19 protein-coding genes are annotated in these 21,079 nt (G+C 64.5%); 6 read left to right on the forward strand and 13 right to left on the reverse strand.

Going from position 1 to position 21,079, the window contains the following annotated elements; translation table 11 throughout:
• Positions 1 to 479 precede the first annotated feature (479 nt).
• Genes AC07NV_RS03775 through crtY form a run of 6 tightly spaced genes read right to left on the reverse strand, consistent with a single transcriptional unit; the run spans position 480 to position 5,733 of the window.
• The gene (locus AC07NV_RS03775) at positions 480 to 1,001 is read right to left on the reverse strand and encodes an AAA family ATPase (protein ID WP_495165000.1); all 522 of its coding nucleotides are present in this window, start codon (positions 999 to 1,001) and stop codon (positions 480 to 482) included.
• On the reverse strand, positions 998 to 1,567 hold the full coding sequence (gene pnuC, locus AC07NV_RS03780; RefSeq protein WP_495165001.1) for a nicotinamide riboside transporter PnuC: 570 nt from the start codon (positions 1,565 to 1,567) through the stop codon (positions 998 to 1,000). Before pnuC ends, AC07NV_RS03775 begins: the two co-directional genes overlap by 4 nt.
• On the reverse strand, positions 1,564 to 2,523 hold the full coding sequence (locus AC07NV_RS03785; RefSeq protein ID WP_495165002.1) for a phytoene/squalene synthase family protein: 960 nt from the start codon (positions 2,521 to 2,523) through the stop codon (positions 1,564 to 1,566). The genes pnuC and AC07NV_RS03785 overlap by 4 nt, the downstream gene beginning before the upstream one ends.
• The gene (locus tag AC07NV_RS03790) at positions 2,523 to 3,104 is read right to left on the reverse strand and encodes an LOG family protein (protein ID WP_495165003.1); all 582 of its coding nucleotides are present in this window, start codon (positions 3,102 to 3,104) and stop codon (positions 2,523 to 2,525) included. The genes AC07NV_RS03785 and AC07NV_RS03790 overlap by 1 nt, the downstream gene beginning before the upstream one ends.
• Positions 3,101 to 4,579, reverse strand: coding sequence for a phytoene desaturase (locus tag AC07NV_RS03795; protein WP_495165004.1), 1,479 nt, complete (start codon positions 4,577 to 4,579; stop codon positions 3,101 to 3,103). The genes AC07NV_RS03790 and AC07NV_RS03795 overlap by 4 nt, the downstream gene beginning before the upstream one ends.
• On the reverse strand, positions 4,576 to 5,733 hold the full coding sequence (gene crtY, locus AC07NV_RS03800; RefSeq protein WP_495165005.1) for a lycopene beta-cyclase CrtY: 1,158 nt from the start codon (positions 5,731 to 5,733) through the stop codon (positions 4,576 to 4,578). The genes AC07NV_RS03795 and crtY overlap by 4 nt, the downstream gene beginning before the upstream one ends.
• Positions 5,734 to 5,807: 74 nt before the next feature.
• Here crtY and AC07NV_RS03805 point away from each other — a divergent pair, with 74 nt between their 5' ends.
• The gene (locus tag AC07NV_RS03805) at positions 5,808 to 6,566 is read left to right on the forward strand and encodes a sterol desaturase family protein (protein ID WP_495165006.1); all 759 of its coding nucleotides are present in this window, start codon (positions 5,808 to 5,810) and stop codon (positions 6,564 to 6,566) included.
• The gene (locus AC07NV_RS03810) at positions 6,511 to 6,921 is read left to right on the forward strand and encodes a DUF2141 domain-containing protein (protein WP_495165007.1); all 411 of its coding nucleotides are present in this window, start codon (positions 6,511 to 6,513) and stop codon (positions 6,919 to 6,921) included. The genes AC07NV_RS03805 and AC07NV_RS03810 overlap by 56 nt, the downstream gene beginning before the upstream one ends.
• Before the next feature lie 365 nt (positions 6,922 to 7,286).
• On the opposite strand, the gene AC07NV_RS03815 is transcribed toward AC07NV_RS03810, so the two are convergent.
• Positions 7,287 to 8,564 carry a glycosyltransferase gene (locus AC07NV_RS03815; RefSeq protein WP_495165008.1) on the reverse strand — a complete coding sequence of 426 codons (1,278 nt, stop codon included), beginning with the start codon at positions 8,562 to 8,564 and terminating at the stop codon, positions 7,287 to 7,289.
• Between the two features lie 308 nt (positions 8,565 to 8,872).
• On the opposite strand from AC07NV_RS03815, the gene lnt reads away from it, so the two are divergent.
• Genes lnt through trmB form a run of 4 tightly spaced genes read left to right on the forward strand, consistent with a single transcriptional unit; the run spans position 8,873 to position 13,763 of the window.
• Positions 8,873 to 10,462 carry an apolipoprotein N-acyltransferase gene (gene lnt, locus AC07NV_RS03820; protein WP_495165009.1) on the forward strand — a complete coding sequence of 530 codons (1,590 nt, stop codon included), beginning with the start codon at positions 8,873 to 8,875 and terminating at the stop codon, positions 10,460 to 10,462.
• A gap of 51 nt (positions 10,463 to 10,513) precedes the next feature.
• Entirely contained in the window at positions 10,514 to 11,734 is a 1,221-nt protein-coding gene (gene metK, locus AC07NV_RS03825) for a methionine adenosyltransferase (RefSeq protein WP_495165010.1), read from the forward strand.
• Entirely contained in the window at positions 11,731 to 12,990 is a 1,260-nt protein-coding gene (locus tag AC07NV_RS03830; RefSeq protein ID WP_495165011.1) for a threonine synthase, read from the forward strand. Before metK ends, AC07NV_RS03830 begins: the two co-directional genes overlap by 4 nt.
• A gap of 44 nt (positions 12,991 to 13,034) precedes the next feature.
• Entirely contained in the window at positions 13,035 to 13,763 is a 729-nt protein-coding gene (trmB, locus tag AC07NV_RS03835) for a tRNA (guanine(46)-N(7))-methyltransferase TrmB (protein ID WP_495165012.1), read from the forward strand.
• Positions 13,764 to 13,877: 114 nt separating this feature from the next.
• Here the strand turns inward: trmB and AC07NV_RS03840 are convergent, their stop codons facing one another.
• The 6 genes from AC07NV_RS03840 to AC07NV_RS03865 all read right to left on the reverse strand — a co-directional run bounded on the left by AC07NV_RS03840 (position 13,878) and on the right by AC07NV_RS03865 (position 21,079).
• Entirely contained in the window at positions 13,878 to 14,897 is a 1,020-nt protein-coding gene (locus AC07NV_RS03840) for a sugar kinase (RefSeq protein ID WP_495165013.1), read from the reverse strand.
• Complete coding sequence (locus AC07NV_RS03845) at positions 14,894 to 15,688, reverse strand: 2-keto-4-pentenoate hydratase (protein WP_495165014.1); 795 nt, start codon at positions 15,686 to 15,688, stop codon at positions 14,894 to 14,896. Before AC07NV_RS03845 ends, AC07NV_RS03840 begins: the two co-directional genes overlap by 4 nt.
• Positions 15,688 to 16,434: a FadR/GntR family transcriptional regulator gene (locus AC07NV_RS03850; RefSeq protein WP_495165015.1), complete on the reverse strand. Its 747-nt coding sequence runs from the start codon at positions 16,432 to 16,434 to the stop codon at positions 15,688 to 15,690. Before AC07NV_RS03850 ends, AC07NV_RS03845 begins: the two co-directional genes overlap by 1 nt.
• An 82-nt stretch (positions 16,435 to 16,516) precedes the next feature.
• Positions 16,517 to 19,372 carry a TonB-dependent receptor gene (locus AC07NV_RS03855; RefSeq protein WP_495165016.1) on the reverse strand — a complete coding sequence of 952 codons (2,856 nt, stop codon included), beginning with the start codon at positions 19,370 to 19,372 and terminating at the stop codon, positions 16,517 to 16,519.
• A 115-nt stretch (positions 19,373 to 19,487) separates the two neighbouring features.
• Positions 19,488 to 20,327 carry a rhamnogalacturonan acetylesterase gene (locus AC07NV_RS03860; protein WP_495165017.1) on the reverse strand — a complete coding sequence of 280 codons (840 nt, stop codon included), beginning with the start codon at positions 20,325 to 20,327 and terminating at the stop codon, positions 19,488 to 19,490.
• The gene (locus tag AC07NV_RS03865; protein WP_495165018.1) at positions 20,327 to 21,079 is read right to left on the reverse strand and encodes an SDR family NAD(P)-dependent oxidoreductase; all 753 of its coding nucleotides are present in this window, start codon (positions 21,077 to 21,079) and stop codon (positions 20,327 to 20,329) included. The genes AC07NV_RS03860 and AC07NV_RS03865 overlap by 1 nt, the downstream gene beginning before the upstream one ends.

Below are 21,079 nucleotides of genomic sequence, written 5' to 3' on the forward strand. Positions count from 1 at the left end.
TCGGGCGGGCGGTTAACGACCGAAAGGCAACATAATGCCGTCACCATGCCGTCACCCCGGGCTTGACCCGGGGCCTGCCTTGCCTTTCCTTCATCGGCGAAGGAAGACGAGTCCCGGGTCAAGCCCGGGATGACGGAAGAGGGTGAGGTAACGACCGCTTCCCACCCCAAAGCCGACGCCGCCTTCAAATAAGCCTTTCCTACATTATCCGGCTGTGCCAGCCTTCATCCGGCTCTTTCATTTGGTGGACAAAAAGCGGTCGTTACCCGGCTTGCGGGTGCCGCCACGGCGAGGCGTGCCCGGCGCATCCAGCACGCCGCGAGGTCCACGTCAGGGGCGTGCACAGGGCTGAACTTTACTGAACTTTGGGACTGTTACGCGGCCCTTGCGCCGACCCATCCCGGATCCAACCCAGGACGACAAAAGCGCGCAGCAACGGTTCACCACCCCTATGCAAAAATTCACGTACAACCGCAGATTCAGTCACCACAACCCGCCGCCCCGATCGCCGCCAGCGCATTCGCCAAACGCGCGTCGCCTTCGCCCTCGACCCACGCCCATTTGAGCTTTCGCCGGTCGAGTTCAGCGATTGCAACCTCCATGAACTGCATCCGCGCCAGTTCGCTACCGAACAGGCGGGTGCCGTCCTCCTGCCAGGGCAGGTCCATCGCGGGGACGAGGTACAGGTCGGCGACGTCGTCCCAAAGGTCGATTTCGGGCAAGCGGCGGCCGAGCAGCATGATCGCCCACGCCTGCGTCATCAGCGGGTCAGTGTCGGAAATCAGCCATTCGGGCTGCAGCGCGAGCGCCTCGCGGGTCGCGGCGATATGGCCATCGAAGATCGCGAGCAGATCGACCTCGTCGAGGTTGGTGCCATTCGCTTCGGCATAGGTGCGGCCATATTCGGGGACAACGAGCCCGCCGAGCTGGAGCGCGAGCCGCGGAGCGAGCGTCGACTTGCCCGTACTTTCGGCGCCATGCAGGCAGATATGGCGTGTCATATTGTGAGCCTGCCCGTCGCAGCGGCGCGGCGCCACTGGATCAATCCGTCGATCGACAGGCCGAGCAGCACGACATAGACCGCGCTGGTCGCATAGAGGCCGCGCCAGGCGAACAGCGGCACCGCGATCAGGTCGACAAGGATCCACAGCCACCAGCTTTCGACCCGGCGCCGCGCCAGCAGCCATTGCGCGGTGATGCTGAGCATCGCGATCGCGCCGTCGATCCATGGCGCCACCGCATCGGTGGTGCGATCCATCGTGAAGCTCCACGCAATCCACGCGACGATCGTCGCCGATGCCCAGCCCCATCGCGCACGCTCGGTCATCCAGCGCACGGGAACGCCGCGATCGTCGCGCGCGCATATCCACGCCGCCCAGCCATAAAGGTTGAGCGCGAAGAAAAAGCCTTGAAGCAGCATGTCGCTGTAAAGCTTCGCTTCGAAGAAGACGAAGGCGTAAAGCGTGACCGCAACGAGCGCGAAGGGATAGTTCCACACGCTGCGCAGCGCGACGAGCGCAACGTTGGTGAGCACGAACGCCGCCGCCGCCCATTCGATGTAGCTCACGCGGGCGCCCCGTTACGCGGACGCGTCCACAGCCCCTCGCGGCTGATCCGCCGCTGCGGCGGCCGGCGAAGCACCGACCAGCCGGCGCGCGCGACCCACCCGAGTTTGGCGAAGATCGAGGTGCCCGCGCGGTGGTCCCACGCATGATCGCCGCGCGCGCGCACTTCGCGGGCGATGTCGCCATAGATGCCGGCGGCCGCCAGCACCGCCCAGCGGCTGCGTGGGGGCAGCTTGCGCGCGCCCCAGCGCGCCGACGCCTCATATTCCTCGGCCATTTCGGACAGCCATTTCGCCATCACCGTCAGGCGTCCGCGAAAGGCGGGGTGCATGTGCTGGCCGGGCGGGATGTCGAGTTCGACCATCCATTCCATCGGCAGATAGCATCGGTCGGCAGCGGCATCCTCGGCGACGTCGCGCGCGATATTGGCGAGCTGGAACGCGATGCCGAGGTCGGAGGCACGGTCGAGCGTCGTCTCGTCAGCCGCACCGATGCCCATCACGAGCGCCATCGCGACTCCGACCGCACCCGCGACATGGTAACTATAGCGCAGCAGATCGGTCTCGCTGCGCGGACGCCAGTCCTTCGCATCGAGTTCGAAACCCGCGATGATATCGTCGATGACGGCGCGCGGGATCGCAACTTCGGTGAGCAGGAAACCGAGCGCATCGAACGCCAGATCGCCGGTCGGCTGCCCGGCAAAGGCCTTGTCGGTCTGGGTCCGGATCTGCGCGACCGCCGCGGCGGCGTCATGATCCTGGGTCATCGCGCCGCCATGATCCTGTCCGTCGGTCAGATCGTCGGCGGCGCGGCACCAAGCGTAGAGCAGCCACACACGCTCACGCGTTTCGCGGTCGAAGAGCTGACTGGCGAGGGCAAAGCTTTTCGATCCGCGCGCGATGCTGTCGTGCGCGAAACCATGGAGGGCGTGGGCATCATAGGCGCCCCCCTCCGTCATTACAGATTTTCGGCCTTCATCGCGAAAATCGTCTTGTGCGGTTCATAGGCGGCCATCTTGTCGAGCAGTTCGTCGAGCCCGGCATCGACCACCATGATCCCCGCATGCGCAGGGCGAATGAAGCCGACTTCGACCATATGGCGATTGAACGCGATGAGGTCGTTATAAAAGCCCGCCGCGTTGAGCAGCCCGACGGGCTTGGTGTGATAGCCGAGCTGCGCCCAGCTGATCGCCTCCCATAATTCGTCCATCGTGCCGACCCCGCCGGGGATGGTGAGGAAGCCGTCGGACAGGTCGGTGAACATTTTCTTGCGTTCGTGCATGCCCGAAACAACGTGTAATTCGGTGCAGCCGCGATGCGCGACCTCGGCGCCGACGAGCGCTTCGGGGATGATCCCGATGACCTCGCCGCCGGCCTCCAATGCGCTGTCGGCGACCGCACCCATCAGCCCGAGCCGGCCGCCGCCATAAACGACGCCGATGCCGCGCTCGGCGAGGGTGCGCCCGACGTGGCGCGCGGTTTCGATGTAGATCGGATCTTCGGGGGTCGCGGACCCGCAATAGACGGCAAGGCGTTTCATAATTCTTCCAACATCAGATTGGCGGTCGCTTTGGCACTGCCGACGACCCCGGGGATACCTGCGCCCGGATGCGTCCCCGCGCCGACGAAGTAAAGGTTCGAAATCACGTCGTCACGGTTGTGGGCGCGGAACCATGCGCTTTGCCACAATACGGGTTCGAGGCTGAACGCGCTGCCGAGATGCGCATTGAGGTCGCGGCTGAAATCGGCCGGGGTGTAGTGGAATCGGGTGACAAGATTCGCACGGAGGCCCGGCACGACGCGGCACTCGACTTCGCCCAATATCGCATCGGCGAAATGCGCGCCGAAATCGCCTTCCCAGTCGGCCTGCGACTTGCCGAGATGCGCGACCGGGGCCAGCGCGTAAAAGGCCGAATGGCCGGGCGGCGCCATGCCGGGGTCGGTAACGCTCGGGTGGTGCAAATAGAGCGAGAAGTCGTCGGGGACGACGCCTCCGTAAATATCGTCGAGCAGCCCCTTGTAGCGTGGCCCAAAGAGGATGCTGTGATGTGCGACGCCGGGATAGTCGCCCTTCACGCCGAAATGGACGACGAACAGCGAGGGGGACCAGCGTTTGCGCTTGAGGCTCTTCGCGACTTTGCCGCCGCGCGGATGATCGGCGAGCAGCGCCTGGTAGCTGTGCATCAGGTCGCCGTTGCACGCGACCATGTCGGCGTCGGCGTGCCAACCGCTCGCGGTCGTGACGCCCGTTGCACGGTCGCCCATGGTGTCGATCTTCGCCGCCGGATCGCCAAGGCGAAGCGTGCCGCCGAGCCGTTCGAACAAGCGCACCAGGCCGCCGACCAGCGTGTTGGTGCCGCCGCGGGCGAACCAGACCCCGCCGTCCTTTTCGATCGTATGAATCAGCGCATAGATCGCGCTGGTGGTCATCGGATTGCCGCCGACGAGCAGGGTGTGGAATGACAGCGCCTGCCGCAACCGTTCGTCCTTCACGTAAGACGACACGATCGAATAGACGCTGCGCCACGCCTGATATTTCATCAGCGCGGGCGCCGCCTTGATCATCGAGGCAAAGTCGAGGAAGGCGACCGCGCCGAGCTTCACATAGCCCTGCTCATAGACGCCGCGCGAATAGTCGAGGAAGCGGTCGTAGCCGTCGACGTCGGCGGGATGGAGCTTTTCGATTTCGGCGCGGAGCGCGGCCTCGTCGTTCGAATAGTCGAAGTTCGTCCCGTCGGGCCAGTTAAGGCGGTAAAAGGGCATCACCGGAACCAGATCGACGTCGGCTACCATATCCTGCCCGCTCAGCGCCCAGAGTTCGGCGAGACACGGCGGATCGGTGATGACCGTCGGCCCGGCATCAAAGGTGAAGCCGTCCTTCACCCAGTGATACGCGCGCCCGCCCGGCTTGTCGCGCGCTTCGACGATCGTCGTCGCAACCCCGGCCGACTGGAGCCGGATCGCGAGCGCGAGGCCGCCGAAACCGGCGCCGATGACAATGGCCTTGCGGGTCATTTCCAGTCGAACCTCCGCAGCGCGGCCATCGCACGGCCGACCGGCACCGGCGGCTTGCCCGACAGGATGCGCAGCTTGTCGGCCGTCGTCGACCGCCCGGCATAGAAGCGTGCGATCAGTCCCGGCGACAGGAGGTAGAAGCGCTGGAAGATCCGGAAACGTTCGTCGGGCGCGGCAGCGCGGAACAACATGGCGCCGAGCATGCGATAGAAACGCTGCCGCCGCCAGGACACCACGGCGCGGTTACGCAGCCGCGCAGCGAGATCCGGATGGTCGACGAGGCCGGGCAGCACCGATGCGGTGCGCACCGCATCGGGCAGCGAATAGCCGGTGGTTGCATGAAAGGCCCCAGCGCGCACGCCGATCCGCGCGGTACGATCCGATTCGGGCCACAAGCGGTCAAAATCGCCCGCGATCACGACGGGCAGCATGCCCGTCTCCTCACGCGTTGTCCCAGTCACATTCCATTGGCGGCGCGCCGCATAGGCCGCGATCCGCGCCCGCACCTCCGCGACATCAAGGTCGGGGCTATCACTGTAATAGGTGTCCTCGACGAACAGCGTCTCGGCGTCGAAGGGCAGCAGATAGACAAAGCGATAGCCGTCCAGCTGCTCGACGGTCGCATCCATCACGACCGGCCGGTCGAGGCCATGTCCACCCTCGACGGTCAGCGCCTGCCCGACGAACTTCTGCCAGCCGCAATCGAGCGTCGGGAATTTGCTGGCGCCGCGTGCGTCGATGACGTGTCGGGCCGAAAGCCGGCCGCCGCGCGACAGCAACAGATGGTCGGGTGCGACATGCTTCGCCTTGTCGGCGATGATATGCTCCGCGGGGAGTGCTGCCGCGACCGCCGCTGCGAGCGCTTCGCCGGTGATGCTCTTGTATCCCATCCGCACGCTGCGCTCATGCGACGGGAAGGCGACATCATATTGCGTCCAGTGATGGCGAACGAGCGGCGCAACCAGCCAACGATCCTTTTTGGCAATGTCGCTGTCGAAGAAGGACCAGACATGGTTGCCGCCAACCGGCCCCGGTTCGATCAGCCGCACGTCGAGGTCGGGCCGCTTCGCCGCGAGCGCCAGCGCCGCAAGCCCGCCGGCGAGCCCGCCGCCGACGATCGCGACATCGCACTTGTCTGTGGGGGGCGCGCTCATTCTTCCGCCCTAGCCGCCCCGACGCCGCGGCGCAAAGCCATTGCAACGCCGCCCCGAGCGGCTAGCCTTGCGCGATGACCGGCTGGCCGATCCTCTTTTCCGCGCTTGCGATGACCGCCATCGTCGGCGTGCGCTATCTGATCACCAGCGGTGCTTTCGCTTTTGCGACAAGACTGAAGCACCCCGGCCTCTATCGCGGACTCGAACCGCAAATGCGGCGCGAAATTGGCTGGAGCCTCGCGAGCGCCGCCATCTACGGGATTCCCGCCGGGACCGTCGCGTGGGGGTGGCAGCAGCACGGCTGGACGCGCATCTACACCGACGTCCATGCCTTCCCGCTCTGGTATCTGCCGATCAGCCTCATCGCCTACCTTCTCGTTCACGATACATGGTTCTACTGGACGCACCGCTGGATGCACCGGCCCGCGTTGTTTCGCGTCGCGCATTCGGTGCATCACGACAGCCGGCCACCGACCGCATGGGCGGCGATGAGTTTTCACCCGATCGAGGCGCTGACCGGGGCGATCGTGATACCGGCGCTGGTGTTCCTCATCCCGATCCATGTCGCAGTGCTCGGCCTCGTGCTCGCGATCATGACCATCATGGGGGTCGGCAATCATATGGGGTGGGAAATGTTCCCGCGCGCGCTGGTGCATGGACCCGCGGGGCGATGGCTGATAACCGCGACGCATCATGAGCAGCATCATGCCGCTTACCGGGGGAATTATGGGCTCTATTTCCGTTTCTGGGACAAGGCGTGCGGCACGGATATCGGCCTTGGCGATTTTGCCGCTGCTCACCGCCGCCGCGGCCGCGCCGCCGCCGACAGTTGAAGTCAGCGTTACCGGACTGCGCAGCACGAAGGGACAGATCCTCGTCTGTCTTACCACCAATCCCAAGGCCTTTCCCGATTGCAGCAAGGACAAGGCATCGGTGCGGATGGCGGTGAAAGCCGCCGATGCCGGCGACTTTATGGTCCACGCGCCCACCACCGGCACTTACGCCATCGCGGTCGTTCACGACGAGAACAGCAACAACAAGATGGACGTCGCAATCTTCCTGCCAAAGGAAGGCTTCGGCTTTTCGCGCAATCCGACGATCACCGTCGGCCCGCCGAGCTTCAAATCGGCAAGCTTCGCGGTGTCGGGCGATATGCGCCAGTCGATCAAGATGAAATATATGCTGTAGGGACGCTGTTCCTTCGGGAGCGCTCTGGGGTGGTGGTGAACCGCCATTGCCGCTTTTTCGTCATCCCCAGGTTGGATCCGGGATCCGGTTGGCGCAAGGATCGCGTAATCTTTCCAAAGTTCAGGAAAGTTCAGCCTTATGCACCGCCCGATTTGGACCTAGCGGCGTGCCGGACACGCCCGGCACGTTCCACCATGGCCGTACCCGCACGCCGGGCAGCGATCGCTTTTATCCACCAAATGAAAGAGCCGGATGAAGGCTGGCACAGCCGGATAATGTAGGAAAGGCCTATTTGAAGGCGACGCCTGGCTTTGGGGTGGTTAAGCGACAGGCGGCTTACTGGTCCGGAACGGCGTACGCTGCCATCACGGGCAAAGGCTTGAAATGCGGTCAGCCGCTCCCGCAGCTCCATCCTCACCTGCAATAATTTGAGCGGCGCGTTGCGCTGCATTCCGCATGTCCGGAACGGATAGGGCGCGTGAAATGGCGCTCGTGACACACGCGTTTTCAAACTGGCTCCGTTTCACCGTTAAGCCAATCCCGGCCGATTGTAGCCGTGCAGCGTTGTCGAACTGGTCCCCGAAATGGGGAACGACGATCTGTGGACATCCGGCGCGAAGCGCTTGACCTGTCGTTCCGATGCCGCCGTGATGGATGACCGCCGCTGCATGAGGAAAAACAGCTGAATGCGGCGCGTAATTCATGAACAGGCCGTCGCCATCAAGGCGCGGAGGTGCTGGCTGCCCCGTCAATAGAAGCGCCCGCTTGCCTAGCGCCCGAGCCGCTGCTGCCGCTTCCGCATAGAAACGCCCGGCCGAGGCTACCGCAAACGAACCCAGCGTAAATATGAGCGGAGGATCGCCCCTACCCAGAAAGGCGTCCAATTCCGGAGCCAGCACCTCTTCCGCGCCGCTTTCGCTGTCGAAGAATGGGAAGCCTACAAGCGCGGCATTGCCTGGTGCATCGGGCGGAAGTGCCCCCAAAACCGAAGACCAGCAGCACAGGACCGCTGCCGTCGCAGGGCTATGATCGAGCATGGGCGCACCTTCGCTTGGACCAAGCCCATGTTCGGCACGGACGGCGTCGATCTGCTTGGCATGGCGTCGGCGCAACATGGTTCGGGCCAACGAGAAGACCGTCCGATTCCAACCTCGGCCAAGTCTGGTGCGCGGCTTATGTCGCATCATCTCGAAGTGCGGGGCTGTTGGCGGTTGCCAACTGGAGAACAGAGTCATGGGTTGAAGCACCACCGTTACCAACGGCAAGCACCGCTTCTCGGCCACGATATCGGCCGCGAACGCGAAGATCGAGCCGACCAGAATGTCCGTATCGGCTGCCAGTTCGTCCAGTGCGGCTGTACTCCTTTGCAGCGACGGCAGCAGAATTTCATCTGTTACGAAATTCGTGTCGGCGAGAACCCTGGCAGCGGCTTCTTCCTGACTCATGCCCAGCCGCTCGCAGATGATGGCATAGCTCGGCAGGATGGGCGCTGCGTCGAGTCCGGCTGCTCGCACTTTCGCGACACCATCTTCGGGAACAGCCAGCAGCACCTGCTCGCCTTGCGCGGCGAGCGACTTGCCAATCGCAATGAAGGGATGCAGATCGCCGAGCGAGCCGATGGTAGCAAGAACGATCCGAGCCATGCCGGACAATAGCTCGAAGATCGCTACGATTACGAGCCAATTTGAGCCGTGTGCGCCCCAACGCCTGCTTACAGCGAATGCTATGATGCAGCGGAACGACGGTAAGTGGTCGTTAGTGGTCAATCTTCGCCGATCCGCCGCAATGACCTGAATCGACCTGAAGCTTCGCGCTTGCGACGGCTTCCCACCCCAATTCGGGCGTCCGCGGCGGCCCGCGAAGGTTTGGCGGGCCACGCAAAACCAAAGTCCCGTCGGAGAAGCGCAAAGCGCCATTGTAGGGCCAACGGTGCGGCGCTAAAGCTGCGCGCGTGACCGCGCCCCTCCCCCGCATCGCCGCTTTCGCCAACCGCTGGCCCAAGCTTGTCGCCCTGTTACTCGGCGCCGTTTCGGCGACGGGTTTCGCCCCGCTCCACTTCTGGCCGCTAACCTTGCTGGCGCTCGCGGGCTGGATGGCGCTCGTCGCGCGCAGTCCGCGCGGCTGGCGCACCTTCGGGATCGGCTGGGCGTTCGGCGTCGGGCATTTTGTCGTCGGACTCAACTGGATCGCGACCGCCTTCACCTATCAGGCGGCGATGCCTGCATGGCTGGGATGGATCGCTGTCGTGCTGCTGTCGCTGTATCTGGCGGTGTATCCGGCGCTCACAGCGTTCGGCGCCTCAATGATGAAGCCCAAGGCCGACGCACATTTTGCAGCGCCGTCCTACCTGCTGGCCTTCGCCAGCCTCTGGGCACTCACCGAATGGCTCCGCAGCTGGATTTTCACCGGCTTCGCATGGAACCCCCTTGGGGTGATTGCCGTCCCGCACGTTGCCGCGCCCGCCCGCTGGATTGGCACATATGGGATGAGCGCGATCGTCTGCCTGTTCGCGGCGGTGCTGATACTGGCGTGGTTTCACCGCCGTGTCGCCGCAGCCACGCTTTTCGGAAGCCTGCTCGCCTTGTGGGGTGCGGCCTTCCTGTCGCAAATGGGCGGCAGCATCGATACCGCCGTTCGCGCCAAGGGTGCCCAGCGCATCCCGATCACCGTCGTCCAGCCCAATGTGGGGCAGCAGGACAAATGGGAGGGCAGCAAGGCCGACGCCAATTTCGCCAAGCTCGCGCGGCTGACCGCGCCGAAAGACGACACCCCGCGGCTGATCCTGTGGCCCGAGGCGGCGGTGCCCGATTATCTCGAAACCGGCTATCCGCTCCCCTATTACGATCGTTCGCCCGCCGAGGCGCGCGGGCGGCTCACCAATCTCATGAACCCCGACGATCTGATGCTGCTCGGCGCGCTCAAGCTCGAGCTCGACAAACGGGGCGACGTCGTCGGCGCCCGCAACGCGGTGATGACCGTCCATGCCGACGGCAGACTCGGCCCGCGTTACGACAAGGCGCATCTTGTACCCTATGGCGAATATCTGCCGATGCGGCCGATCCTGTCAGCAATCGGCCTGTCGCGGCTCGCGCCGGGGGACATCGATTTCTGGCCCGGTCCCGGCGCCCGCACGCTCGACCTTGGCGCCTTCGGCAGAGCGGGGCTACAAATCTGTTACGAGATCATCTTCTCGGGACAGGTCGTCGATCGCGCGCACCGCCCCGATTTCATCTTTAATCCGTCGAACGACGCGTGGTTCGGCGCGTGGGGGCCGCCGCAACATCTGGCGCAGGCACGTCTTCGCGCGATCGAGGAAGGTTTGCCCGTCGTACGCGCGACGCCGACGGGGATCAGCGCAGTGATCGATGCCAACGGCCGCATCGTCGAATCGCTACCGATGCATGCCGCCGGCCGGATCGATACGGTGTTGCCGCCCGCCCATGCACCGACACTCTTCGCGCGGTTCGGCAACATGCTGTCCGTCGGATTTGCGCTGCTACTGCTCGCCGTCGCCATTGCCTTTCGCCGGCGCGGTCGCTAACAGTATACGGACATAAAGCATCCTTTATATTTGCTCCCAAAAAGGCTCTCCATGCGCAACAGCTTCCTCTTCACCTCCGAAAGCGTGTCCGAAGGGCATCCCGACAAGGTGGCCGACCAGATCAGCGATTCGATCGTCGACCTGTTCCTGTCGAAGGACCCCGAAGCCCGTATCGCGTGCGAGACACTGACCACGACCCAGCTGGTCGTGCTGGCCGGCGAAATTCGCTGCAAGGGTGTGTTCGAAAATGGCGAATGGGCGCCCGGCGCGCTCGACGAGATCGAGGCCGTCGTCCGCAACACGGTCCGCGAGATCGGGTACGAGCAGGACGGCTTCCACTGGGAAACCTTCCGCTTCGAAAACAATCTCCACGGCCAGTCGGCACATATTGCGCAGGGCGTCGACGAGAGCGGTGACAAGGACGAAGGCGCCGGCGATCAGGGCATCATGTTCGGCTATGCGTCGGACGAGACCCCCGATCTGATGCCCGCGACGCTCGACTACAGCCACAAGATCCTCGAGCGCATGGCTGCCGACCGCAAAGCCGGCAACGCGCCCTTCCTCGAGCCCGACACCAAGAGCCAGGTCACGCTGCGTTACGCCAACGAGCGCCCGGTCGAAGCGACCGCGATCGTCGTGTCGACCCAGCATGCGCCGGGCTATTATTTCCACAATGGCGAAGGCGACGAAGCGAAATACACCGAGCTGCGCAAATATGTGCTCGGCGTGATCGCCGACGTGCTGCCTGCGGAACTGTTGACCGCGAACACCGTCTATCACATCAACCCGACCGGTCGTTTCGAGATCGGCGGCCCCGACGGCGACGCTGGCCTGACCGGCCGCAAGATCATCGTCGACACCTATGGCGGCGCGAGCCCGCACGGCGGCGGCGCGTTCAGCGGCAAGGATCCGACCAAGGTCGACCGGTCTGCCGCATATATCACCCGGTATCTGGCGAAGAACATTGTCGCCGCGGGCCTCGCGCGCCGCTGCACGATTCAGCTGAGCTACGCGATCGGCGTCGCCGAGCCGCTGTCGATCTATGTCGACCTGCACGGCACCGGCAATGTCGACGAAGGCAAGCTGGAAGCGGTGATCCCGCAGCTCGTCCGGTTGACGCCGAAAGGCATCCGCACCCATCTCGGGCTCAACAAGCCGATCTACAAGCAGACCGCGGCCTATGGCCATTTCGGCCGCACGTCGGAGGGTGAAAGCTTTCCGTGGGAACGCACCGATCTGGTCGACAAATTGAAAGCAGCGATCGCAAATTGAGCGCATCGCTGCCGCTCAATGCCAATCTGACGGCCGAGCGGCCGACCTTCGTCACGCATCTCGAATGCGGGCTGACCGGTGAGCGGGTCGAGGCCGATGTCCTGCACGGCCTCTCGACCGCCGGGCGCCCGCTGCTCGTCCGCTATGACCTGAATGGCGTCGGGGCGGCGATCGACAAGACGGCGATGGCGGCGCGCCCACGCGACCTCTGGCGCTGGCGCGAGCTGCTGCCGGTGCGCCGCAGCGAGAACATCATCAGCCTCGGCGAGATCGACACGCCGGTCATCGCGCTCGAAAAAATCGCCGCAGCAGCTGGTGCGAACCCCGGCACCCTGCTCGTCAAGGACGAGGGGCGCCTGCCGACCGGATCGTTCAAGGCACGCGGGCTGGTGATGGCGATCAGCATGGCGAAGGAGCTGGGCGTCACCAGCATCGCGATGCCGACCAACGGAAACGCCGGTGCCGCCGCGGCCGCCTATGCGACGCAGGCGGGGATGGAAGCGATCATCTTCTGCCCCGACGACACGCCGGAGATCAATGTGCGCGAGATCGCGGCGCAGGGCGCACGCGTCTACCGCGTCAACGGGCTGATCGACGATTGCGGCAAGCTGGTGCGCGAGGGTGCGGCTGCGAACGGCTGGTTCGACCTCTCGACGCTGAAGGAACCCTACCGGATCGAGGGCAAGAAGACGATGGGTCTCGAGCTCGCCGAACAGTTCGGCTGGGAGCTGCCCGACGTCATTTTCTATCCGACCGGCGGCGGCACCGGGCTGATCGGGATGTGGAAAGCCTTTGCCGAATTGCGGGCGCTGGGCTGGCTGACCGGCAAGCTGCCGCGCATGGTCGCGGTGCAGGCCGAGGGCTGCGCGCCGATGGTGCGCGCATGGCAAGCCGGCGAGCGCCACGCGGTGCGCTGGGAAGATGCATCGACGATCGCAGCGGGTATCCGCGTACCGCAGGCGGTCGGCGATTTTCTGATCCTCGACGCGGTACACGAATCGAACGGCCGTGCGATGGCGGTCAGCGACACGGTCATCCAGCAGGCTGTCGACGATGCCGCGCGCAGCGACGGGCTGCTGCTCTGCCCCGAAGGCGGGGCGACGCTCGCCGCATGGCGGCAGGCCCGCGCCGACGGCTGGGTCAAGGATGGCGAGACCGCCTTGCTCTTCAACTGCGCCACCGGGCTCAAATATCCGCTGCCCGATGCGTCGCAGACGCTCGACCGCCACGCGGCGATCGATTTCACGCGACTCTAAGCTGCGGCTTGCCGCCACCGGGCCTCGCGGCTAGGGCGCGCGGCATGACTGCTTACAAACCCGGCGATCCGACGACGATCAACCGCCTCTATGGCCGTTCGAAGGGCAAACCCCTGCGCGCGGGTCAGCAAGACCTGATCGACACGCTGCTGCCCCAGATTGCCGTGCCGCCCGAGGGCGACGTCACGGCCGAAGCCCTGTTCGGCTACGATCGGCCGCTGCATTTCGAGATCGGCTTTGGGGGCGGCGAACATATGGCGGGACGCGCCGACATGCTGCCCGATCATGGCTTCATCGGTGCCGAGCCATTCATCAATGGTGTCGCGCAGGCCCTCGTCCATGTCGCGGGCGACCATGGCGAACGCGTGCCGCTTGGCAATGTTCGTATCCATCACGGCGATGCGCTCGAGGTGTTGCGGCGTATTCCCGACGCTACGCTGAGTTTTGTTTATCTGCTTCACCCCGATCCATGGCCCAAGGCGCGCCACGCCAAACGGCGGATGATGAACGACGGGCCGCTCGACCTGATCGCGGCGAAGCTGAAACCCGGCGGCGAATTCCGCTTCGGTACCGACCACCCGATCTATCTCGCGCACGCACTGATGGTCATGCGCCGCCACCGTCACCAGTTCGAATGGCTGGCGCAGGACGCACAGCATTTCCTCGTCCGCCCCGGCGGCTGGCCCGAGACCCGCTATGAGGCCAAGGCACGGACGCTGGGGCACGAGGTGTGGTATATGAGATATCGGCGGACGGCCACAAAACGCGGCTGACAACCTGGTGGCAATGGCGGCAAATAGCGGTTTCTGGACTGGCCGCTTTTGGACTGTAAACGGCGCAAGACGGCAGTCGCGAGCAGCTCGCAGCCGCCTGTTCATTGCCCAATATTATCGTGAAATGTCCTGCGCCTGCGATGACACGCCATCGACCACCGCACGCGAGAACGGCGCGAAATCGCCATGCAAGCCATGTTTGAGCGCAGATAGGGCAAGGCCCTGCTTAGCGGCATCCGCCAAGGGCTTACCCATCCACAGCGCGTCCAGAACGCCGGCTGCGAACGCATCGCCGGTCCCGACCCGATCAAGCACCGGCGCGATGTTGGTGGGATCGCTCGCCCCTTCTTCATCGCGTTTGTCGATACGGGCCGTCAGGCGGTGGACGCCCGGAGCCACAATCTCGCGCGCGGTGGATGCAACATATTCGAGCGCGGGAAAGTGATCGAGCAATGCGACCGCCGCCTCCCGCCGCCGGTCTTGGCCCTCACCAGAAAATTCGCTGCCCAGCAACAGCCCCGCGTCGCGATGATTACCAAACAGCACCGTCGCATGCGCAACGATCGGGTTCAAAATCGCTACCGGATCGGACGACCAACGCTCCCAAAGGCGTCCGCGCCAATTGCCGTCGAACGACACGCCGATCCCGGCCGCGCGGGCGCGCACGACGGCTTCGAGCGCCGCTTCGGCGCTGTTCGGTCCGAGCGCAGGGGTGACACCGGACACATGGAGCCAGCCGACGCCACTCAGCAAATGATCCCAATCCCAGTCCCGCGCCGCGACCTCGGCAAAAGCCGAACCGGCGCGGTCATAGACGACCTCTGCGGGTCGCATCGGGCCACCGGGGAGATAATAATAGAGCCCCATGCGCCCCGCAGCGCGAAGCACGGGCGCAACGTCGACGCCGTAACGGCGCAGTTCCCGCAGGACGCCGTCGCCGATCGGACCGTCAGGAACCGCGCTGATCATCGCGGCGTCATGGCCGAGCGTGGCGAGCGCGACGGCGACATTCGCCTCGGCGCCCCCGACATGCGCGTCGAACCGCGCCGATTGCAGCGGCAGTTCGCCATACGGAACCGAGACGCGCATGACGACCTCGCCGAAACAGGCAATGGTTCCCCCGGGCGCGATCATGGTTTGAATCCGGTTTCCAGAACGGCGGTGCAGGCAATATGCGCGGCGGTACCGAAGCGCGCGGTCGCGGTCTGGCCGATGTCGACCGGATGTACGCCGGTAATCGCCCCGGCCGAAATCCATTGCCCTGGCTTCAGCTCGATGACGCCGCGCCGATGAAGATCGACAAGAAAATTGAGCGAGCCCCAAGGACCATCGAGTATGTCGATCGCGCGCCCGGTTCCGACCGTTACGCCATCGATTTGCGTTTCGACGACGAGCGTAGTGAAATCATCATAGTCCAGTCGCGGACCAAGAAGCAGGCCGTTGTTGATGCCGATGTCGGCGATGATGCCATAGGGGGCATGATCGTGGACGTCGGGCGCGGGCGAGCTGGCAACCTCGAATCCTGCGCGAATTTCGTCGACCCATAACGCAGCATCGTCGCCGCCGGTCAGCCGGTCGGGCACCGCCCGAAGGCGCAGCATAACCTCCGCCTCGATCGCACCGGCGCCGCCCGCAAAGACAGAAGCGTCGCCTGGCTCCGCGCCAAGTTCGGTCAGCCGCAGCACCGGCCCGGCCACACGCTCTGCCCCCAGAATGTCGATCAGCGCCGGCGGAATACGCCCGACCTTCCAACCGAGCACAGGCGCACCCAGCGCGATGGCCAGGCGCTGCTGCATGGCATAGGCCTCGGCAAGCGTCGCGGGCACCGGCGCCGGAAAGGCGGGCAACGCACGCCCCGACCGGCGCGCGTCCAGCAGCGCCGCAACCGGATCCGGCACAGCCGGTGGAGGCGACGCGTTCGACATCAGGCGAGCTTTGCGCTCAGCAGATAGCGTTCGCGGCTTTCGGCCGACTGGCGGCGCAACTCGACGATCGCACGTTCCTCGGTCTCGTCGAGCATCGATTCGATCAGGCGGTTGAAGTGGCGCCGCATCGCGAGCCGGGCGCCCGTCGCGTCGCGATTGCGCAGTGCCGCGACGACGTCGGCATGTTCGGCCTGACGCGCACTGCCGTCTTTGCGGCACACCAAGGAATGACTGCTCCGCACCTCGGGCAATTCCATCCGCATCCGCCACAGGCTCTCGATCACATGGATGATCGCCTTGTTGCTCGATGCCGCGGCGATCGTCATGTGGAACTCGCGGTCGATCGCGCTGATCTCTTCCTCGCTCTTGCTGTCGTCGGCCATCGCCTCGAGCAATTGGTCGAGTTTCGACAGGGTTTCGGCCGATATCGTCGGGGCGGCAAGCGCTGCGGCCTCAGCCTCGAACAACGAGCGCGCTTCGGTCAGTTCGAACGCGCTGACCTTGGGCAGGATCGCATTATCGCCGGGCAGGATCGCCTCGACATAGGCGCCCGCGCCGGTGCGGATGTGAATCCACCCCGTCGCCTGCAGCGCGATCTCGGCTTCGCGGATCGTCACCCGGCTCACCTCAAAGCGTTCGGACAGCTCGCGCTCGCCGGGCAGCCGGGTTCCCGGCGGGAAAGTACCGTCGAGAATCAGGCGCCGAATCGTGTCGGCGACATCTTCGAAAAGGCGGCGTTCGGCCATGGTCAATCATCTCCCCGCGTCGGTGCTAGGAAGTCCATACAATCCGGTATGACAAGTTTGAAGCCCATGACCGAAGTTAGTTTCAGATCCGGGCCCGGATGCCGATGAAATATTTCGCGCCATAGTAATGATACTGACGGCTGCTGCCATAGACCGGCATGTAGGTTGCCTTGGGCTCGTTAAAGATATTGAGCGCTTCGAAACGCAACGACACGCCCTTCATCAGATCGAGCGATGCGCGGAAGTCGACGGTTTCGCTGGGGGCGACATAGCGAAGCTGGCTGTTCCCGCCGACGAAGTCCTGGAAATATTTGGCGCGGTAATTGTAGATCGCCTGCAGCGAGACGGGTCCGATCTCGTAATAAGCCTGCGCCGACAGCACATGTTTCGAATAGCCCGACAGGTTCGCGGGCGGAATGATGCCCGATGTCACGGTCTCCGTTTCAGGATCATAGACATCGCCGAGCCGGATATCCTGCGTCTTGAAGTTCGAATCGGCGTAATTGTAGCTGACTTTGGCACCCAGCCCGTCGAGTGGCTTGGGCAGGAAGCTGAAGCGCGTCGCCGCGGTCAGTTCGAGGCCATAGATGCGCGACTTGTCGGGGCTGTTGCGCGTCTGCGTCACCGGAATCGACACCGACTGGCCGTCGATGGTGAAATCCTCGTTGAACACCACCGGCTGGAAGCCGCCCGTGAATTGCTTGTAATAGACGGTGGCCGACAGGAGGCTGTCCTTGTTCGGATACCATTCGAGCGACAGATCGCCGTTCCACGACATCAGCGGCTTCAGGCGCGGGCTGCCGTTCGCGGTGATGTTGCGAATGGCATCTTCGACCGACGTAAAGCTGGTGCCGTCCTCGAGCAGGATCGTTCGTCCGGCGCCAAGCGAGCTGGGGTTCGGGCGCGACATGGCGCGATAGGCGGCGGCGCGCAGCAGCGTGTTCGGCGCGACTTCGAAGATCGCGTTGAGGCTTGGCAGGATGCGCGTGTTCTGGCTTTTGATGGTGACCGTGTCGAAATCACCCGAGGTAACGAGACGGATCGACCCGTCGGGATTGGTGACGATGCTAAGGTCGCTGCGCAGGCCATCGGAAGTGACGCGCGTGTTGACAACGCGGACGCCAACATTGCCGCGGATCGGCATATTGCCCAGATCGGCGTCATATTCGGCCATCACATAACCCGCAAAGGTGCGTTCGGTGACGTCGCGGTTGGCGACCGAGCGCGTGTCGGGCAAGTTGCCGGGATCTTCGGCGCCCATATATTCGCGGAACAGGCAATCGACGTCAAAGGTCGCCCAGCTGTTGATGCTGTTGTCCTTCGCGGCCGATAGATAATCCTGCTGCGGGAATGCGGTGCGGCAGAGGTTGTTGATGCGGCGGTCCTCTGCGATCGCCGGGTTCAGGTTGAAGTCGCCGTTGCGCACGTCATAATCGCGATACGTCAGGTGTGACCAGCGGCCGCCCGCCGAGACCTTGCTGAGAAAGCCGTCCATTTCATAGGCGACGTCGAAGCGCCCGGCATAAATCTCGTTGTGCCGCTTGCTCTCGTCGCGGCGAAAGCGCGCGTCGTCCCAGAAGAGATTGTGATTGTTGATATCGAAGCGCGGGTCGATCGTGATCGTCGGCACGAAGCTGCCCGGCGTGATCGAATAGGTGTAAGGAATGCGCATGTTGTTGAACACGGTGCGCACGCCATTGACGTCGGTCGGGTCGGTGCGCAGGCGGAAATTGCGTTCGATCTCGGAGCGGACGGTGCGCGAATAGCTGCCGTCGACGGTGACGGTCAGCCGATCGGACGGCTGCCATTCGACCGACAGGCCGCCGCCCAGATATTCCTCCGACCGCGACAGTTCTGAGCCGTTCGATTCGAGCGAGCTCAGGCCGTTCAGGCTCTGGACGATGCCGTTCTCGTCAAAGACGACGTTGGTCAGGCCATAGCGCCCTTCGGACAGGTTGAGGTCGCGGCGGTTCTCGACATAGATGCGGTCCGAATATTGGACGTCGAGGTTGATGTTAAACTGGTCCGACGGCCGCCACTGGATCGATCCGAACACCGCGTCGCGCTTGTCGGTCTCGCTGATCTGGCGGAACGTATAGGCGTTGGGAACAAGGTAAAAGGGCCGGTTCTGGGCGTATTCAGCGCGGGTATATTCATCGCAATTGTTGTTCGCGACGACGGGCGAAGCCTGGCACGCGGTCCAGGTCGACGACGCGGCGAAGGTTTCTTCAGGATTGTTCGTGTCGTTGCGCTGGACGCCGATCGCGATGCCGATCGTGTCGTTCGCAAACTGGTCGACATAGCTGAGCGTCCCGCGCCAGCCGATGCCGCCTGAACCAACGATGCGGTCACCATAGGGATTATATTGCGCTTTGACGTCCGCCTGCAGGCGGCGCTTGCCGAAATCGAGCGGGCGCAGCGTTCCGATCTCGATCGTGCCCGCGACGCCGCCCTCGACAAGGCTCGCCTGCTGGGTCTTGTAAATCTTGATATTGTTGACGAGTTCGGACGGGAATTGGTTGAAGTTCACCGAACGATCACCGCTGCCGTTCGACGCATCGCGGCCGTTGAAGGTCGCGTTCGACAGGAAGGGGCCGAGGCCGCGGAGCGCGATTTCGGAGGCGTCGCCCTTTTCGCGGTGCGTCGTCGCGCCAGTGATCGTCTGGATCGCCTGCCCGACCGAGATCGTCGGGATATCGCCGATGTCGTCCGACGACAGCGCGTCGACAATCGCGGTTTCCGCGCGCTTGGTGTTGATCGAATTCTGGATCGTCTCACGAATGCCGGTCACGACGATCGCGTCCTCTTCGGGCTCGGCCTGCGGCGCGGGTGTGTCCTGCGCCATCGCGGGCATTGCAGCGATCAGCAGCGTCGAACCGGCGCCGGCCAGCAAGGCGGCACGCAGCATGCGCGCGCGGATCTGATTACGAGAATTCACGCAGTCTCTCCCAAATGTCGATTCTGTTCTGACCGATGCTGTCAGGCATGGCTGCAATATTGTCAACCATTGTGTATGGCAAATTGGTTAGCCCAAATTGCCATACACATTTTTGTCAGCGAACGAGCTGACTCCTGAGGCCGGGCACGGCGCGCGCGAGCGCCTGCGTGACAAGCTTGGCGGTGACCTCAGCACCGATGTCGCCGAGGTGTGTGTAATCGAACTTGCGCGTCGCCTGCCCGCGCGCGCCGTCGCCAGCGATCGACGCCGGCTCGGGCGGTGCGGGTCGCGCGGTCAGCGTCGTGCCCGCCTTCGCCGCGGAAAGTTCCTCGGCGGTCGGCGGCTCCTGCGCGAGCTTGGTCGCCATCTCGGCGCCCATCTCCTGCGCCTGCGCCGCGCTCAGCGCATTGAGGTCGACGAGCGGTACGTCCATCGCCTTGGCAACGCCGCGCACCTGATCGGACCAGCTCGCGAGCGTGTTCCTAAGCTTACCGTCCTTGAACTCGCGGCGCGTCAGCGGGGTGACGAGCACGGGCGTTGCGCCCGCCGCCCTCACCTCTTCGACGAAGCGGCGGAGGTTGGCGGGGAACTCGGTCGTCTCGTCGGTCCAGCGCTCGGATTTGCTCGACTGGTCGTTGTGCGCGAACTGGATCAGCACCCAGGTGCCGCGATAGCCGGGCACCTTCGCCTCGGCGAGCACGATGTCCCAGCCGCCTTCCTGCCTATAGCTGCGCGTGCTGCGCCCGCCGCGGCCGGCGTTGAGACACGCGACCGACGATTTGACGTGGCGCGCGCAGAACGCCCCGCCCCAGCCGCTGTGCGGCGCCATCGTCGAATCGCCGACGAGGATGATCTTGTACGGCTCGAGCGGCGGCGCATCGGTCCGCTCGCGGGTCTGGGCCTGCGCCCCGCCCGCGAGCAGGGCAACGATCGCGGTCAGGGCGAGCCGGCGCATCAGGAGAAGCCCAGCCCGCCGTTGATGTCGAGGCAGACGCCCGCGAGGAAGCTCGCAGCCGGCGATGCCAGATAGACAATCGTGTCGGCGACCTCGTCGGGATGGCCTTCGCGGCGCAGCGGCGTGTTGCCGGCGGTCGCGGCGCGGCCTTCGGGCTTCGAGAAAATGTCGTGGAAGCTGGTGCCGATCAGGCCGGGGCAGACGGCGTTGACGCGAATGCCCTGCGGGCCGAGTTCCTTGGCCATCGAGCGCGTATAGGTCATCAGCGCGCCCTTTGCGGTCGCATAAACCGATGCGCCCGGACCGCCGCCGTCGCGGCCAGCGAGCGACGACACGTTCACGACCGCCGACCCTTCGCCGAGGAAGGGCTGCGCCGCTTGCAGCACGAGGAAGACCGACTTGAGGTTCAGCGTCATGACCTGGTCGAAGAAGGCCTCGTCCATTTCGCTGAGCGTCTTGCGCGCGATCATCCCGCCCGCGAGGTTGACGAGGATGTCGAGGCGGCCGCTGAACGCGATGCCGACCTGGTCGAGCATCGCCTTGACCGCGTTGCTGTCGGTGACATCGGCCTGGATCAGGAAGGCGTCGCCGCCGGCGTCCTTGATCGTCTTCAGCGTGTCCTCGGCGGCTCCGCGGCCGCTGTTGTAGTTGATCGCGACGCGGACGCCGGCGCGCGCGAGCGCGATCGAGACCGATCGGCCGATGTCGCGTCCGCCGCCGGTGACGAGCGCGGTTTTCCCCTGGAGGTTCAT

It is taken from the genome of Sphingopyxis sp. GW821-FHT10B01, from assembly GCF_059415685.1.

What these genes read in the sequence shown, in the direction of transcription:
- AC07NV_RS03775 (WP_495165000.1), bottom strand. Translation starts at nt 1,001, where the DNA reads ATGACACGCCATATCTGCCTGCATGGCGCCGAAAGTACGGGCAAGTCG.
- AC07NV_RS03785 (WP_495165002.1), bottom strand. Translation starts at nt 2,523, where the DNA reads ATGACGGAGGGGGGCGCCTATGATGCCCACGCCCTCCATGGTTTCGCG.
- AC07NV_RS03790 (WP_495165003.1), bottom strand. Translation starts at nt 3,104, where the DNA reads ATGAAACGCCTTGCCGTCTATTGCGGGTCCGCGACCCCCGAAGATCCG.
- AC07NV_RS03795 (WP_495165004.1), bottom strand. Translation starts at nt 4,579, where the DNA reads ATGACCCGCAAGGCCATTGTCATCGGCGCCGGTTTCGGCGGCCTCGCG.
- crtY (WP_495165005.1), bottom strand. Translation starts at nt 5,733, where the DNA reads ATGAGCGCGCCCCCCACAGACAAGTGCGATGTCGCGATCGTCGGCGGC.
- AC07NV_RS03805 (WP_495165006.1), top strand. Translation starts at nt 5,808, where the DNA reads ATGACCGGCTGGCCGATCCTCTTTTCCGCGCTTGCGATGACCGCCATC.
- AC07NV_RS03815 (WP_495165008.1), bottom strand. Translation starts at nt 8,564, where the DNA reads ATGGCTCGGATCGTTCTTGCTACCATCGGCTCGCTCGGCGATCTGCAT.
- metK (WP_495165010.1), top strand. Translation starts at nt 10,514, where the DNA reads ATGCGCAACAGCTTCCTCTTCACCTCCGAAAGCGTGTCCGAAGGGCAT.
- trmB (WP_495165012.1), top strand. Translation starts at nt 13,035, where the DNA reads ATGACTGCTTACAAACCCGGCGATCCGACGACGATCAACCGCCTCTAT.
- AC07NV_RS03840 (WP_495165013.1), bottom strand. Translation starts at nt 14,897, where the DNA reads ATGATCGCGCCCGGGGGAACCATTGCCTGTTTCGGCGAGGTCGTCATG.
- AC07NV_RS03845 (WP_495165014.1), bottom strand. Translation starts at nt 15,688, where the DNA reads ATGTCGAACGCGTCGCCTCCACCGGCTGTGCCGGATCCGGTTGCGGCG.
- AC07NV_RS03850 (WP_495165015.1), bottom strand. Translation starts at nt 16,434, where the DNA reads ATGGCCGAACGCCGCCTTTTCGAAGATGTCGCCGACACGATTCGGCGC.
- AC07NV_RS03860 (WP_495165017.1), bottom strand. Translation starts at nt 20,327, where the DNA reads ATGCGCCGGCTCGCCCTGACCGCGATCGTTGCCCTGCTCGCGGGCGGG.
- AC07NV_RS03865 (WP_495165018.1), bottom strand. Translation starts at nt 21,079, where the DNA reads ATGAACCTCCAGGGGAAAACCGCGCTCGTCACCGGCGGCGGACGCGAC.